Annotated in this window: 10 protein-coding genes; 6 read left to right on the forward strand and 4 right to left on the reverse strand. The window is 58.1% G+C overall.

The window, feature by feature from the left end:
• Positions 1-2 precede the first annotated feature (2 nt).
• Positions 3-3581 carry a pilus assembly protein gene (locus EB809_RS07630; RefSeq protein WP_123634212.1) on the forward strand — a complete coding sequence of 1193 codons (3579 nt, stop codon included), beginning with the start codon at positions 3-5 and terminating at the stop codon, positions 3579-3581.
• Positions 3582-3587: 6 nt separating this feature from the next.
• Entirely contained in the window at positions 3588-4088 is a 501-nt protein-coding gene (locus EB809_RS07635; RefSeq protein ID WP_123634213.1) for a type IV pilin protein, read from the forward strand.
• 11 nt (positions 4089-4099) lie between these two features.
• Here EB809_RS07635 and EB809_RS07640 read toward each other — a convergent pair whose 3' ends face one another.
• The 3 genes from EB809_RS07640 to EB809_RS07650 form a co-directional block, all read right to left on the reverse strand.
• Positions 4100-4669, reverse strand: a complete 570-nt coding sequence (locus tag EB809_RS07640; protein ID WP_123634214.1) for a GspH/FimT family pseudopilin — start codon at positions 4667-4669, stop codon at positions 4100-4102.
• 111 nt (positions 4670-4780) lie between these two features.
• Positions 4781-6160, reverse strand: a complete 1380-nt coding sequence (locus tag EB809_RS07645) for a sigma-54-dependent transcriptional regulator (RefSeq protein WP_123634215.1) — start codon at positions 6158-6160, stop codon at positions 4781-4783.
• Between the two features lie 58 nt (positions 6161-6218).
• Complete coding sequence (locus EB809_RS07650) at positions 6219-7853, reverse strand: sensor histidine kinase (protein WP_123634216.1); 1635 nt, start codon at positions 7851-7853, stop codon at positions 6219-6221.
• A 94-nt stretch (positions 7854-7947) separates the two neighbouring features.
• On the opposite strand from EB809_RS07650, the gene EB809_RS07655 reads away from it, so the two are divergent.
• The gene (locus EB809_RS07655) at positions 7948-9603 is read left to right on the forward strand and encodes an NAD+ synthase (RefSeq protein ID WP_123634217.1); all 1656 of its coding nucleotides are present in this window, start codon (positions 7948-7950) and stop codon (positions 9601-9603) included.
• 22 nt (positions 9604-9625) lie between these two features.
• On the opposite strand, the gene EB809_RS07660 is transcribed toward EB809_RS07655, so the two are convergent.
• Entirely contained in the window at positions 9626-10456 is an 831-nt protein-coding gene (locus EB809_RS07660; protein WP_123634218.1) for an outer membrane protein assembly factor BamD, read from the reverse strand.
• Between the two features lie 99 nt (positions 10457-10555).
• On the opposite strand from EB809_RS07660, the gene rluD reads away from it, so the two are divergent.
• The 3 genes from rluD to clpB all read left to right on the forward strand — a co-directional run bounded on the left by rluD (position 10556) and on the right by clpB (position 15027).
• Entirely contained in the window at positions 10556-11527 is a 972-nt protein-coding gene (rluD, locus tag EB809_RS07665) for a 23S rRNA pseudouridine(1911/1915/1917) synthase RluD (RefSeq protein ID WP_123634219.1), read from the forward strand.
• Positions 11524-12267: a peptidoglycan editing factor PgeF gene (gene pgeF, locus EB809_RS07670; protein ID WP_123634220.1), complete on the forward strand. Its 744-nt coding sequence runs from the start codon at positions 11524-11526 to the stop codon at positions 12265-12267. Before rluD ends, pgeF begins: the two co-directional genes overlap by 4 nt.
• 177 nt (positions 12268-12444) lie before the next feature.
• Positions 12445-15027 carry an ATP-dependent chaperone ClpB gene (gene clpB, locus EB809_RS07675; RefSeq protein WP_123634221.1) on the forward strand — a complete coding sequence of 861 codons (2583 nt, stop codon included), beginning with the start codon at positions 12445-12447 and terminating at the stop codon, positions 15025-15027.
• Positions 15028-15214: the final 187 nt, after the last annotated feature.

Genomic DNA, 15214 nt, shown 5'->3' on the forward strand with positions numbered 1-15214 from the left:
ACATGAAGTTTTATAGCCGTATTGCGCATGTCCTTGCGGGCTTTCTGATCGGTTTACCAGCCATGGGATACAGTGCTGTTCCCATCTCAAGCACGCCACTTTTTCTGAGCGGGTCTGCGAAGCCGAATATTCTGTTCGCGGTCGATGACTCGGGGAGTATGGATTTTGAAACGGTAACGGATTACGACACGGGGGGGCACGCCTACCTGTTTAACTCAGGGGGAGCGAGCAACAACAACTATGATGGCGGCTGGCTCACCAATACTGGCAGTAACGGTCAAGTGCCTTTTGTAAGACGTTACTATTTTCTGCGATCGTCAGACTACAACGCGGCCTATTACAACCCTGACTCAACCTACCAGCCTTGGCCTGATGGTACTAGCAACCAATTTTCTGATTCTGATCCGACATCGGCTCCGTATGAGCCGACTAACTCTGGCAGCAAGACGCTGAATCTAACTCAGAATACCACTGACCAGAATGGGAATACGTTTTACCCAGCCACCTACTTTTCTAAGACAACCTCAGGCGGAGTGAAGGAAACCCGATGGGTCTGCTCAAGCGGTTATGAATATTGGGGGCCATACAATGGAAGGCAATATTGTTACAGCCAGAAGCAGAACAATTTTCAACAGACAACGACGACAGAAGAGGTCGTAACATCCTGTGGCGACCTCACTTACAGCGATTACAACAGTTGGTACAACAATCCAAATGATATTGAGTTTACCGGGGATGTGGATGCGTTGGCTCCCGATGGTGGTTGCCTGGTAGAGCACAAGATCCAGTCTGGCACTGGTGATATGCAGAATTTTGCCAATTGGTTTTCTTACTATCGGCGTTTACACCAGGCAACACGGGGTTCCATTGCAGAGGCGCTCAGCGGCTTGGCTGGTGTAAACCTCGGCATGTTCTGGATTCACAACCAGCGCCAGGTGAGCATGTATGACATTGATTCTGAAAAGGGCGATTTCCTGGACGACAGCTACGAGCACTTTGGATCGAGCTGGTCCGGGGGCGGTACCCCGTTGAGGGGAACGCTCAAGCATGCAGGCAATCAGTTCAGCAACAACTCCAATCTGATTACTGCTGAATGCCAAAAGAACTACACTTTGCTGTTTACTGACGGGTTCAACAATGCCTCTATCAGCGGCATTGGTAATGCCGACGAAGATAAGGGCGCGCCCTACGAGGACGATGCATCCAACACTCTGGCTGACGTGGCCATGAAATACTACGACACTCGCCTGAGAAGCGGCACGTACGACGCTGGAAAAGTCAGGTTGGGTGAAGGGTGTTATAAAAAGGAAGGAGACCCCGGATACAGCAGCACCGAGAACATCCCGGTTGAGTCGACGGATCCGAGCTACGATCCTTCCGCCGACTGCAATGCCGATCTCCATATGAATACCTATACTGTGGGATTTGGCAACAAAGGCGAGAACTTCGCCGGTCTGGCTTACAACAAGGTTGCCGATGCCTACACTTCGCCGCCCGACTGGTCTGAAGTGAATTCGACAAGTTGGGATGGTGATCAGGTCGATGATCTCTACCACGCGGCGGTGAATGGCCGAGGTGAATTTTATAACGCGACGGATGTTGATCAACTGCGTTCGGCTATGTCGAAAGCGCTTCGCGACATCATTAAAACGACCGGTGCTGCAACCAACGTTACGTTTAACACGGCGACTCTGGAAGAGGGCAGTAACGTTTACACCGCCTCGTTCAACTCGGGCGATTGGACTGGTTCTGTCGCTGCTCGGGCGCTGAATGCGGTCACGGGTAGCATTGGATCTGTTGTTTGGGACGCGGCAGACACCCTCAATAGCAAAGATCCGGACAGTCGGTTTATCGTCACGAATAACGGCGGGGGCGTTCTGTTCAATTGGGATAACCTCTCGGCAACCCAGAAAGATGACCTGAATGGTTCTGAGGGAACGGATGCGGCCGGTCAGAAGCGGCTGGCATATATTCGTGGCGATGATGCCAATGAAGGAACGCTGTACCGTGAGCGCTCAACAATTCTTGGCGATGTAGTCAATTCATCTCCAGTCTATGTTGGCCAACCGGCAAGCAGTTGGCCGGACCGAGACCCGTTTGGTGCCACCAGTGATCGATACTCGAGTTTCCGAATGGCTCAGCAGGATCGGACGCCTGTTGTCTATGCAGGTGCCAACGACGGCATGCTGCATGGATTCAAAGCCGAAGATGGCGATGAAGTGGTGGGCTATATCCCGGCCAGCGTCTATTCAAATGCGGATACTGCAGGGCTGCATTACCTGACCAATCCAGAGTATCGCCACCGTTTCTATACGGATTTGTCCCCGACCGTAGCGGACATATTCATTGATCCGGCTGGTGGTAGTGCTGACACCTGGATGACGACATTGATTGGCGGTCTGCGCGGTGGTGGCCGAGGCATTTTTGCTCTGAATGTGACAGATCCCGGCGCATTTACGAATGCTGATGAAGACGCAGCCAAGCTATTGATGTGGGAGTTTACGTCTGACGATGATTCTCGCCTGGGCTATGTCACGGAGCCGCCTCTTGTTGCCCTCGTGAAGTGGGGTAATAACGATTACCGTTGGAGCGCCCTGCTGCCCAATGGCTACGGCACGGGGCAGACAGGGTTGTTTGTTCTGGACATTGAAGCCGGACTTGATGGCTGGGATAACGGGGACTATGTATACATTCCGCTTGATTCCTCGGGCTCCGGCCTTTCACCCCTCCGTGCTGTGGATTACAAGGACACCAACGGTGATAGTGCGAGTGACGGCATTGTAGATCGGATCTATGCCGGGGATCCCGACGGGCAGCTATGGGCGATCGACATGACGGGGGCTTCCAATCAGTGGGGGAGCGCCTACAAGCAAGGCAGCACGCCGCAGCCGATGTTTATTGCCAAGGATAGTAGTGGTAACACGCAGCCTATAACGGCGGCTCCGACAGCGGGACGCAATTTCTATAACACGAATGGTTCAGCGCCTAACCTGATGGTCTTTGTCGGAACAGGCCGATACTTATCGGAAACGGATCCAAGTAGCACTGCCGATCAATCCTTCTACGGTATCTGGGACAAAGGTGAAAAAGTGGATCGTTCAGATCTCACGTCTCGATCTATAACACTAGGATCTAATTCCGGGCAGGATACCCGCACCGTCAGCGGCAGTGGCATCGACTGGACTGACAGTGATACATACGGTTGGTATTTCGACTTGCCGGAAGAAGGTGAACGTGTGATCAGTGACGTACTGTTGCGTGGTCAATATGTTCTGTTCAATACGATTACACCGACTGAAAGTGTGTGCCAGAGCGGCGGGACAAGCTGGATCATGGTCGTGAAATTTGATGGCACAACCCCGGACAAGGCTGTTCTTGACGTTGATAACGATGGAGACGTCGATGGTGACGATGCGATAGTCGCCGGTGTACGCAACGGGGCGCTGATTTTCAATATGAACGTCTTGAGCGAAAACCTTTACAGTCAGAGAAGTGACGGTCAGGTCGACAAGAAGAGTACCGATCTTCTGGATGGTAAGTCGCTAGGACGTTCAGGCTGGCGTGAGATTTATCAGGAGTAATGCAGTATGAAGATTGATCATGAAGGGCTGATCGCTGGCGGGAGGCCAAGTCGTTCACCAGGCTTTACACTGATCGAGTTGATGATCGTGGTGGCGATCATTGGAATCATTGCAGCAATAGCCTATCCCAGTTATTTGGATCAGGTTGAGTCAACACGCCGATCCGATGCGCAAGGAGCGCTCAGCTCGTTTGCCAACGCCATGGAGCGTTATTACACCCAGAACGGTACCTACATTGGTGCCGATGGTGGGACGAGTGCCATCACTACGACGCTGACGGCGCCGGCTGCGGCGGTGTTCCCTAGCCAATCTCCGATTGATGGCGGTACGCCGTACTACAACCTGAGAATCTACAACTTGTCGGCAAACTCTTACGATTTGAGAGCGGTGCCCATTAATGCTCAGGCGGGGGATGGTTTCCTACAATTGTCATCGACCGGACAGAGAGGTTGGGATCGGGATGATGGGGGCTCTCTGTCCGGCTCTGAGCAAACCTGGAGCAAGTAATGCTTGAGAAACTAGCTCGGGCAGGACAAATTGGCACCTGAGCTAGTTTCGATGACGCCATCATGGTCGTTATCGGCTTGATCACGATAGCGGCCTCCCATATTCATTGCAGCATAGGCCATGAAATCGACGAATTCGGTTTGGTGACATATCAGCAAGCCGCCGAGTGTTCCGTGAGAAAGTCCGCTTGCCGTAAACTGAAAATAACCTTTACTTGCCGGGCGAACGGTAATATGAAATTCGTCCGGGATGTCGAAAACGCGCTCGATGCGCCCCTCATCGGGCTCCCTGTCATTATCGCTGTCGATAAAGATGCTGATCGTCCCATGCCAGTCGTTGGTGCATTTCCCTGAGCCAGGCTCTAGCGGGCATAGTGTGGTGATTGAATTACTTTGAAGTGCCAAGCTTCGCGCATAATTGAAGCTGTTGTGAAGCCTATTCAAAAACGTGGCATTACGGTGGCGGTCATAAATGCTGCCGAATCCGTTAATCGCATACGTGACACTAATGGCCGCTACGGCCAACGTCACGAGCAACTCAATCAGAGTAAAGCCAGTTCGCAGAAGCGCCTGGTTTTCCATAACAACTCCTTGTCATTAAATGGCTTCCTGCCATTTGTTTTTCAAACTTCGTGGGCCATTCCTCAGAGAACAGTCTCGCGATTCGGAAGCTGCGTCTAGGAAGTCGAGCTTCTATTCCATCCCCAACTTCTTCAACTTATACCGCAGCGCCCTGAAACTGATCCCCAATTTCTTGGCGGCGGCCGTCTTGTTCCAGCGCGTGGCTTCGAGTGCCTTTTCAATGGCCCGCCGCTCAATGGATTCCAAATAATTCTCTAAATCCAGCTCTCCATCGTCCGGTAACTCCACCGTTGCGCCGGGTGCGACGTCTGAATCGGGCTCTAATCGGCTAATGGTGACTGGACTGTGTCCCATGTGCAGGTCGTCCGCATCGATCTGATCGAGGTCGCACAGTGTAAAGGCCCTTTCCAGGACGTTTTCCAACTCTCGCACGTTGCCGGGGAAATCATATTGCTTGAGTTTATCCAGTGCAGCCGGGGTCAGAGAAGCTGGATCACACTCGTAGTCCCGGGCCAGGCGGGTCAGGATGTGCTGGGCCAGCAGTTCGATGTCGTCCGGGCGCTCGCGTAACGGCGGGACTTTCAGCTCGATCACGTTGATGCGGTAGAACAGGTCCTGGCGGAAGTCGCCTTCCTGCACGAGGGTGGGCAGATCCCGATGAGTCGCGCTGAGGATTCGGATATCGACCGGAAATTCGCGGGATTCTCCGACAGGACGCACGGCTTTTTCCTGAATCGCCCGCAACAGCTTGACCTGCATGTTCAGCGGTAGGTCCGCTACCTCATCGAGGAACAGGGTGCCGCCGTCGGCGGAACGGAACAGGCCAGCCTTGTTGTCGGTCGCGCCGGTAAAGCTGCCTTTCTTGTGGCCAAAAAACTCGCTTTCCATCAGCTCGGAGGGAATGGCGCCACAGTTCACCGCGATAAACGGGCCTTCCTGCCTCGGACCCTGCATGTGAATCATCCGCGCGACCAGTTCCTTACCGCTGCCGGATTCGCCACTGATGAAGACCGGAGCCTGACTGCGAGCCAGCTTACGGGTCTGGTTGCGCAGACGGCGGATGCCTTCGGACTGGCCCAGTAGCAGGCCGGGATCGTCCTCTCCCGTTCGTTCGGCTTCGGGTTTGGAGAGCTTCAGGGCGCTGTTCACCAGTTCGCGCAAGCGGGGCAGTTCGACGGGCTTGGAGACGAAATCGAAGGCGCCGGCCTTGAGGGCTTCGATGGCGGTGTCCATGCTGCCGTAGGCGGTGATCACGGCCACCGGCGTTTGCGGGCAAACCTGCTGAATCCACTGGACCAGCTCAATCCCGTTGCCGTCCGGCAGGTTCATGTCCGTCAGGCACAATTGCGGTGGATCGGATTCCAGTATCGCCTTGGCCGTGGTGACATCGGCGGCCGTCCGGACCTGGATGTCCATGCGCATGAGCGTGATTTCCAGCAGCTCCCGGATGTCCGGTTCGTCGTCGATGATCAGCGCTGTCGGTGTGGTCATTGCACCGTCTCGTCCTGTTGTTAGTGGTTCGTCGTTGTTGGCCGTTTCGGAGATCGTTCTAGATCAGCCGCCCGTGATGGGCAAAGGTGATCCGGAAGCAGCTCCCCGGCCGGCCGTTGTCGAGTAAGGCCAGGTGGGCCTGGTTGGCTTCGCACAGCTCCCGCGCCAGATAAAGTCCCAGGCCGGTGCCGCTCTGATCGGTGGTGTAGAACGGCTCAAAAATGTGTTCGCGTTGCTCGCTGCTGATTCCGGCTCCCTGATCCTGAATGTCGATATAGCTACGTTCGCCATCCCCGGTGACGCCCACACAAATTTTCAGTGTTGCCTTGCCGGTTTGGGCCTTGCTGTAGCGCAAGCCGTTATCGCACAGGTTGACCAGCACCTGGGCCATCTGGCTTTTGTCGAAGCGGGCCGGTGGCGCCTGGTCGGGAAGGTCGAGCGTGATGGTCGGTGTGTTGCCGTCCATCCCATTGCTTGCGCCGTGTTGGTAGTCCTCGACAAATTCCTGCAGCCAACTGTCGATCTGGACCAGTTCGATGTCCGCCTGGCGGCGTCGGGACAGGTCCAGTACGTTCTCGATAATACCGTTGACCCGTTTGGAATGCCGCTGAATGATGTCGACCATTTTACGATCAGCGGCATCGCAGTTGGGTGATTCATTCAGCAATTGTGCCGCGTGACTGATGGCGCCGAGCGGGTTGCGGATCTCATGGGCGATACCGGCCGTCAGCCGCCCGAGTGACGCCAGCTTCATTTGCTGCGCCTGGAGCGTCACTTTACTCATGTCCTCGATGAATATCAGGATGTGATCGCCCCGTTCCTGATGAAGCCGGGTAAAGTTGGCCTGCAGCATGGGGGTAATGGGCGTTGCCTGGAATGGCTCGGTTCGGGTTCCGGGCGAGTTCACCCACTGGTTCAATCGTTGTCTCAGAGGCGGCGGCAGCAATCCCATATCGTCGTTCCCGGGGCGGTCGCCAAACAGCAGTTCATGGGCAGCGGCGTTAGCCAGACGAACCAGCCCGAAACGGTCGGTAACGATAATGCCGGTCCGCATCCGCTGGATGATCTGCTGGTTGATCTGCTCCAGTTCATGCAGGCTCTGGGCGCGGGAGCTGGCGAGTTGTTCGCTGCGGATCATGCGTCGGGTGATGCTCTGGAGCAGGAAGGCCGCTGCGAAATAGAGAATGCCCAGTGAACCGGCCCGGACGATCTCGTCGGCATTGGTCTCAAAGGTGAGGGAGGACCAGGTGGCAACGCCGAGGGAGCCGATGGTGGCGAGGGCGGCATAGAACAGGCCAACCCGGCTCGGGGTCAGGATGTTGCCGGCGGCGACGGTGACAATGATCAGGTTGGCCAGGCCGCTGGTCATGCCGGCGCTGAACAGCAGCAGTGCATGCAGGGCGATGATGTCGATCAGGATCGACAGGGTGATGTGGCGTTGATTGGGTTTGGCACCGGCGAAGAGCATGATTGCCGTGAAGACGTTCAGCGCCAGGTAGGCCAGCACGCAGATCTGGTAGAACTCCGGCGCCCGGAATTTGGTGTCCAGGGTGCCTGGATCGACAAACAGCAGGCCGGCCAGGATCAGACTGATGACCAGTCGATAGTGGTTATAGATGCGGAGCAGGCGTGGGCGCTGGCTTTCCTGGAACGGCAAGGTGTCGCGGGCTGATGTAACGCTGTCCGGAGTCATGGCAGGCGATCGAAAAATCCTGTTTCCTGTCGAAGGGATAAAACGTTGGCAGGTATAATAGCGGTTTAAACCCGCTTGTGGACAGGAGAAAGGCATGATTTCCGGCCAGACAGAGGCATCCCCCGGCCAACGACTGACAGTAACCATGGCCCAGGTGGATTGCCTGGTTGGCGACATCCCCGGAAACGCCGATAAGATTCTGGCGTCGGCCCGAAAGGCGGTGGACGAGCAGGGGGCTGATATCGTCGTTTTTCCGGAGCTGGCGCTGACCGGCTATCCACCGGAAGACCTGCTGCTGCGCCCCAGTCTCGATGGTCGCGTCGAAGAGGCGCTGGATCGACTGGCGGCCGAGAAATTACCCGCCGCCCTGGTGGTGGGCACGCCGGTGCGCCGTGCTGGCCTGCTTTACAATGCCGCGGTGGTCATTGAACAGGGCGAGCATCGGGCCGCTTACCTCAAGCAACAGCTGCCGAATTATCAGGTGTTTGATGAAAAGCGGTATTTTGCGGCCGGCACGGAGCCCTGTGTCACCCTGATTCAGGGGGTGCCTGTCGGGATCACCGTCTGTGAGGACATCTGGATGGATGGCCCCGTCGAGCAGGCGGCGGCAGCCGGTGCCAAGCTGATCCTCAACCTGAACGCTTCCCCTTATGACCTGGACAAGCAGGCGCGCCGCAAGGCTTTGCTGGAGCGGCGTGCCCGGGAAAACGGCGTGTCCGTGGTGTACGTCAATCTGGTAGGCGGCCAGGATGAGCTGGTTTTTGATGGTGGCTCCATGGTCGTCGATCACTCCGGTGAGCTGGCCGTTGAGGTACCGCAGTTTGCCGAGGGACTGTTTCCCGTCGAATTCATCGTGGATCGACACTGCCACCCTGTCTCGCAGGCACCGATTCCCGAGCCGTCGCTGGAGCAGAATGTTTACAACGCCCTGGTGCTGGGTGTTCGTGATTACGTCAACAAGAACGGTTTTGCGTCCGTTGTGCTGGGGCTTTCCGGCGGTATTGATTCGGCGGTGACGCTGGCGGTTGCCGTCGATGCCCTGGGTCCGGAGCGGGTGCGGGCCGTGATGATGCCGTTCCGCTATACCTCCGGTATCAGTCTGGAGGATGCCGAGGCCGAAGCCACCGCGCTGGGTGTGCAGTACGACGTCTTCTCCATCGAGCCGATGTACGATGCCTTCATGGCCGCGTTGGCGACGCCATTTGAAGGCACGAAGCCGGATACCACCGAGGAAAACCTCCAGGCCCGGTTGCGTGGTGTACTGCTGATGTCCCTGTCCAACAAGTTCCGCTCGCTGGTGCTGACCACTGGCAACAAGAGTGAAATGGCCGTGGGGTATTCCACCTTGTATGGCGATATGGCCGGCGGCTTTGATGTCCTCAAGGACGTGCCGAAAACGCTGGTGTACCGCATCGCCAATTACCGCAACACGTTGGGCGCCGTTATCCCCGAGCGGGTGATCACCCGGCCGCCGTCAGCGGAACTGGCGCCAGACCAGAAAGACGAGGACAACCTGCCGGGCTACGATACCCTCGACCAGATTCTGCACCAGTACATCGAGCGGGATATGAGCGCCGAGGCGATCATCGCCCAGGGCTTTGAACGCGCGGATGTGGAGCGCGTGGTCCGGTTGGTGGACATCAACGAGTACAAGCGGCGCCAGGCGCCCATCGGAGTGCGGATTACGGAGCGGGGCTTCGGAAAGGACCGGCGCTATCCCATCACCAACGGGTGGAAGCTGGGCAAATAGCGCCGGGGGGCAGGGCGACGGGTTACTCGTCGCCCATCAGGCCAAAGGTGACGACACTGCTCAGCGAGCGATCTTCTGTCTTGATGGTGCTGGGCTGATACTTCATGTTCTTGTCGAACGCATCGCTGTTGGGGTAGTTGATCGCCAGCAGGGCCGTCGCGTCGTCGGCCGCTTTCTTCAGGTCGAGGAAGCGGTAGGTGTCAATCAGGATCTTCAAGGAATCCTCGACCGCCGGCGTGTTGGGGAAATTCTCCAGAACGTAGCGGGCCCGGTTGTTGGCCGCAATGTAGGCCTGGCGCTTGATGTAGTAGCGCGCGGCGTGCAGTTCCAGTTTGGCCAGGCGGTTGCGGATCGCCACCATGCGCTGGCGGGCGTCGGCGGCATAGTCGCTGTTGGGGTAGCGGCTCAGCAGTTCGGAGAAGTCACGGAAAGCCTGGCGTTGTTCCCCGGGATCCCGCTCGGAAATGTCGATCGGGAAGAACTTGCCGGCGAGGCTGATATCCAGGTTGTAGGACGCCAGGCCACGCATATAGAGGGCGTAGTCTGCGTGTTCGCTCTGCGGGTTGAGCCGCAGGAACCGATCCGCGGCGGAGCGTGCACCTTCCAGGTCGAGATTCTGGTAGCGGGCGTAGATCAGGTCCAGTTGCGCCTGTTCGGCGTAGCGGCCGAAGGGGTAGTAGGTTTCCAGGGACTCGAGATTGCGTTCGGCCTCGTTGAAATTGCCCCCGTTCATGGCCGAGCGGGCCTGCTCGTAGTAGGTCTTTTCCGGCAGGACTTCTTCCGGTTTGGATGCACAGCCGGCGATCATCGCGAGGATGGCCGACAACAGCAGCAAGCGAACACCTGATCTCATGCCTGATTCCCGTATAATGAAAAGCGTTCGACATTGTAACGGCCCTATACCACCTTGTGCAGGGGCCTGACATGCTTTACAAAAAATTTAGGGGATTGAATGTCCGCGGAAGACCGTATAAGCGGTGAATTTGAAGTGCCGGCCGAGCTGAGTGACCGTCGCCTGGATCAGGCGGTGGCGGAATTGATGCCCGAGCATTCCCGGTCCCGTATCCAGGGCTGGATCAAAGCCGGCGACCTGACCGTCAATGGGCAGGCCCGCAAGCCGCGTGACAAGGTCATGCTGGGCGACGTCATCGCCGTCAATGCGGAGCCGGAAGTCCAGGTGACCTGGGAAGCGGAATCCATCGACCTGGACATCATCTACGAAGACGAGCATATCCTCGTGATCAACAAACCGGCCGGACTGGTGGTCCATCCCGCCGCGGGTCACGCTGCCGGCACGCTCGTCAACGCGCTCCTGCACCATGCGCCGGAAGTCGACAAGCTGCCCCGGGCCGGCATTGTCCATCGGCTGGACAAGGACACCAGTGGCCTGATGGTGGTTGCCCGCAGCCTGATTGCCCACACTTCGCTGGTGGATCAGCTGCAGACTCGCACCATGGGACGGGAATACGATGCCGTCATGGTGGGCACGATTACCGGCGGCGGTGCGGTGGATGCCCCCATCGGCCGGCACCCCACCCAGCGCAAGAAGATGGCGGTCGTCTCCGACGGCAAACCGGCGGTGACCCATTACCGGCTCGTCGAGCGATTCCCCGCCCACACACACGTGCGCTGCAAGTTGGAAAGCGGGCGGACCCACCAGATCCGGGTGCACATGGCTCATATCCGTCACGCCCTGGTCGGCGATCCGGTCTATGGCGGTCGGATGCAATTGCCGAAGGGCTGTACGCCGGAACTCAAGGAGGTGCTGCGCCAGTTCCAGCGTCAGGCGCTGCATGCCCGAAAGCTGACCCTGGTCCATCCCGCCACGGATGAGGAAATGAGCTGGGAAGCGCCGTTGCCCGCCGATATGGCTGAGCTTCTGGACGCCTTGCGCGCCCACGCCAACGCGCAGGAACAAGGATGACGCTGCCGCTGATCGTGCCGGCGTGGCCATTGCCGGACAATGTCCGGGCGGCGGTGACGACACGCGTCGGCGGTATCAGCGAGCCGCCTTATGACTCCCTGAACCTGGGCGATCACGTTGGTGACGCCGCCGCGGCGGTCACCGCCAACCGATCCCGGGTGGCGGATTCCCTGGGGCTCCGACCGGAGTCGATCGGCTGGGTTCGGCAGGTCCATGGCACGGACGTGGCAGCCTTGCCTGGTGATGCCGGTGGCGAAGCCGACGCCTCCTGGACGCGCGATCCAGGCGTGGCCTGTGCCATTTTGACGGCGGACTGCCTGCCGGTCCTGTTCTGCGCCGACGACGGTTCTCAGGTCGCGGCGGCTCATGCCGGCTGGCGTGGCCTGGCCTCAGGTGTGCTGGAGGCGACGCTGTCCACGTTCCGGAGCGTCGATGAAGTGAGTGTCTGGCTTGGCCCGGCCATCGGTCCGGATGCTTTTGAAGTGGGTGGCGAGGTTTTTCAGGCTTTCGTGGAGCACGATGCCAACGTGGCGTCTGCCTTTCGCAATTCTCCCGAACGGCCCGGTCATTACCTCGCCGATCTCTACACGCTGGCTCGCCTCCGGCTGTGTCAGGCCGGCATCCAGGCTGCACGAATCCATGGCGGCGGCTTCTGCACGTTCCGTGATCGTGAACGCTTCTACTCCTACCGGCGCGATGGCCAGACCGGTCGCATGGCCAGCTTGATCTGGCGTGTATGACGCCAGAGTGGTCAGGCACCTGCGGTAAATTTGATCCAGCGCAATCGTCTACTTGATTTCCCTAACGACCGCTTGAAGTCCCCTCCGACGCCCCTACATTTAAAACAAATCACAACGCCAGAGACGGATTGAACGTCTCCGACAGCGGCGTTTTCTATCCGGAATCGAGGAAACAACATGCGAATCGACAAACTGACCAGTCGACTCCAGACCGCACTGGCCGAAGCGCAGTCCATTGCGGTGGGTAAGGACAACAACTTTATCGAGCCACTCCATCTGATGCAGGCATTGCTGGATCAGGACGGCAGTTCTATCAAACCCCTGCTGAAGCAGGTCGGGGCGGACCCGGCGCGCTTGCGCCAGTCCGTGGCCCGGGAAATCGAAAACCTGCCGGAGGTCAAAGGTTCGGCCGGCGATGTGGCCATGTCCAATGACCTGGGGCGCCTGTTCAACATTGCGGACAAACTGGCACAGCAGCGTAAGGATCAATTCATTTCCAGCGAGCTGGTCCTGCTGGCGGCGCTGGAAGATCGCGGCACGCTGGGTCGCGTCCTGCGCGAGCACAATGTGGATCGAAAGGCGCTGGAGCAGGCGATCGACGAAGTCCGCGGTGGCGAATCGGTGGACGACGCCTCGGCCGAAGAGAATCGTCAGGCCCTGTCCAAGTACACGATTGACCTGACCGAGCGCGCGGCTGAAGGCAAGCTGGATCCGGTGATCGGCCGGGACGACGAAATCCGCCGCACCATCCAGGTCCTGCAGCGCCGGCGCAAGAATAATCCGGTGCTGATCGGTGAGCCCGGCGTGGGTAAAACGGCGATTGTCGAAGGTCTGGCTCAGCGGATCGTGAATGGCGAGGTGCCTGACGGTCTCAAGGATAAAAAGGTCCTGTCACTGGATATGGGCTCGCTGATTGCGGGCGCCAAGTTCCGCGGGGAGTTCGAGGAACGTCTCAAGGCGGTGCTCAATGAACTGTCCAAACAGGAAGGCCAGATCATCCTGTTTATCGATGAGATCCACACCATGGTCGGAGCCGGCAAGGCCGAAGGCTCCATGGACGCGGGCAACATGCTCAAGCCGGCGTTGGCGCGAGGCGAACTGCACTGTGTGGGCGCCACGACCCTGGATGAGTACCGTGAAAACATCGAGAAGGATGCGGCCCTCGAGCGTCGATTCCAGAAAGTGCTGGTGTCCGAGCCATCCGAGGAAGACACCATCGCCATCCTGCGCGGCCTGAAAGAACGCTACGAAGTGCATCACGGCGTTGAGGTCACCGACGGCGCGATCATCGCGGCGGCCAAACTGTCGCACCGGTACATCACCGATCGTCAGCTGCCGGATAAGGCGATTGACCTGGTCGATGAAGCGGCCAGCCAGATCCGCATGGAGATGGACTCCAAGCCGGAGGCGCTGGATCGTCTGGAACGCCGGCTGATCCAGCTCAAGATTGAGCGCGAGGCCCTCAAGAAGGAAACCGATGCCGCGTCCAAGAAGCGTCTTGAAGAGCTCAAGAATGTGATTGGCAACGTCGAGCGCGAGTATGCCGACCTTGAGGAGGTCTGGAATACGGAAAAGGCTGCGCTGCATGGTTCCCAAAAGATCAAGAGCCAGCTGGAACAGGCCCGGATTGATCTGGAAAACGCCCGTCGTGCCGGCGACCTGGGCAAAATGTCCGAGCTGCAGTACGGCACCATTCCGGAACTCGAACGCCAGTTGGATATGGCCAGTCAGGCCGAGATGATGGAAATGAAGCTGCTGCGCAACCGGGTCACGGACGAAGAGATCGCCGAAGTCGTGTCCAAGTGGACCGGGATTCCCGTGTCCAAGATGCTCGAGGGTGAGCGCGACAAGCTGATGCGCATGGAAGAGGCGCTGCACGAGCGGGTGATTGGGCAGGACGAAGCGGTCGAGGCCGTGGCCAATGCCGTGCGGCGGTCCCGTGCCGGCCTGTCCGATCCCAACCGGCCCAACGGCTCGTTCCTGTTCCTCGGGCCGACGGGCGTGGGCAAGACCGAGCTGTGCAAGTCGCTGGCCTCATTCCTGTTCGACACGGAGGAGGCGATGGTGCGGATCGACATGTCCGAGTTCATGGAGAAGCACTCCGTGGCGCGGTTGATTGGCGCGCCTCCCGGCTATGTGGGTTATGAGGAAGGAGGTTACCTGACCGAAGCGGTCCGTCGCCGGCCCTATTCTGTCCTGTTGCTCGATGAGGTGGAAAAGGCGCACCCGGACGTGTTCAACATCCTGCTGCAGGTGCTGGAGGATGGTCGGCTGACCGACGGCCAGGGGCGCACGGTCGATTTCCGCAACACGGTGATCGTAATGACGTCAAACCTCGGTTCGGACCTGATCCAGACCATGGCCGGCAAGGACGACTACAACGCCATGAAGGACGCGGTGATGGAGGTAGTCGGCACCCATTTTCGTCCGGAATTCATCAACCGGGTGGACGAAGTGGTGGTGTTCCATCCGCTGGCGCGCAACCAGATCGAAGGGATCGCGCGGATTCAGATTGGTTCGTTGAGTCGTCGTTTGCGGGATCAGGACATGACGCTGGAGTTGTCCGATGCCGCGATGGATCGGATCAGCGAAGTGGGGTACGACCCGGTGTATGGCGCGCGTCCTTTGAAGCGGGCCATCCAGCGGTTGATCGAAAACCCGTTGGCTCAGCGCCTGCTGAAGGGTGACTTTGCGCCGGGCGACACCATTGTGGCGGACATCGACGGCGATCAGTTGGGGTTTAGTCGTAAAGCCGCCTGATCAAGGAACGGTTATCCATTAACCTAACGAAAAAGGGGCCTCTTGAGGCCCCTTTTTATTGGTTCATCGCGGATTAGCGGGAAAAGAAAAGGAAGACGGCGGTAAAACGGGTTAAGTTTGCTTTCGCCAAAAACCAAACAAAAACCCATTCACCGCCGTCGTTATGAATGCTAATCCTCTTGCCTTG

The organism is Marinobacter sp. R17 (assembly GCF_003789045.1).
Lineage (GTDB): Bacteria > Pseudomonadota > Gammaproteobacteria > Pseudomonadales > Oleiphilaceae > Marinobacter_A > Marinobacter_A mangrovi.

Bases quoted from the DNA above. Each gene is read 5' to 3' on its own strand.
- EB809_RS07640 (WP_123634214.1), bottom strand. From the start codon at position 4,669: ATGGAAAACCAGGCGCTTCTGCGAACTGGCTTTACTCTGATTGAGTTG.
- EB809_RS07660 (WP_123634218.1), bottom strand. From the start codon at position 10,456: ATGAGATCAGGTGTTCGCTTGCTGCTGTTGTCGGCCATCCTCGCGATG.
- EB809_RS07630 (WP_123634212.1), top strand. From the start codon at position 3: ATGAAGTTTTATAGCCGTATTGCGCATGTCCTTGCGGGCTTTCTGATC.
- clpB (WP_123634221.1), top strand. From the start codon at position 12,445: ATGCGAATCGACAAACTGACCAGTCGACTCCAGACCGCACTGGCCGAA.
- pgeF (WP_123634220.1), top strand. From the start codon at position 11,524: ATGACGCTGCCGCTGATCGTGCCGGCGTGGCCATTGCCGGACAATGTC.
- EB809_RS07635 (WP_123634213.1), top strand. From the start codon at position 3,588: ATGAAGATTGATCATGAAGGGCTGATCGCTGGCGGGAGGCCAAGTCGT.
- EB809_RS07650 (WP_123634216.1), bottom strand. From the start codon at position 7,853: ATGACTCCGGACAGCGTTACATCAGCCCGCGACACCTTGCCGTTCCAG.
- EB809_RS07655 (WP_123634217.1), top strand. From the start codon at position 7,948: ATGATTTCCGGCCAGACAGAGGCATCCCCCGGCCAACGACTGACAGTA.
- EB809_RS07645 (WP_123634215.1), bottom strand. From the start codon at position 6,160: ATGACCACACCGACAGCGCTGATCATCGACGACGAACCGGACATCCGG.
- rluD (WP_123634219.1), top strand. From the start codon at position 10,556: ATGTCCGCGGAAGACCGTATAAGCGGTGAATTTGAAGTGCCGGCCGAG.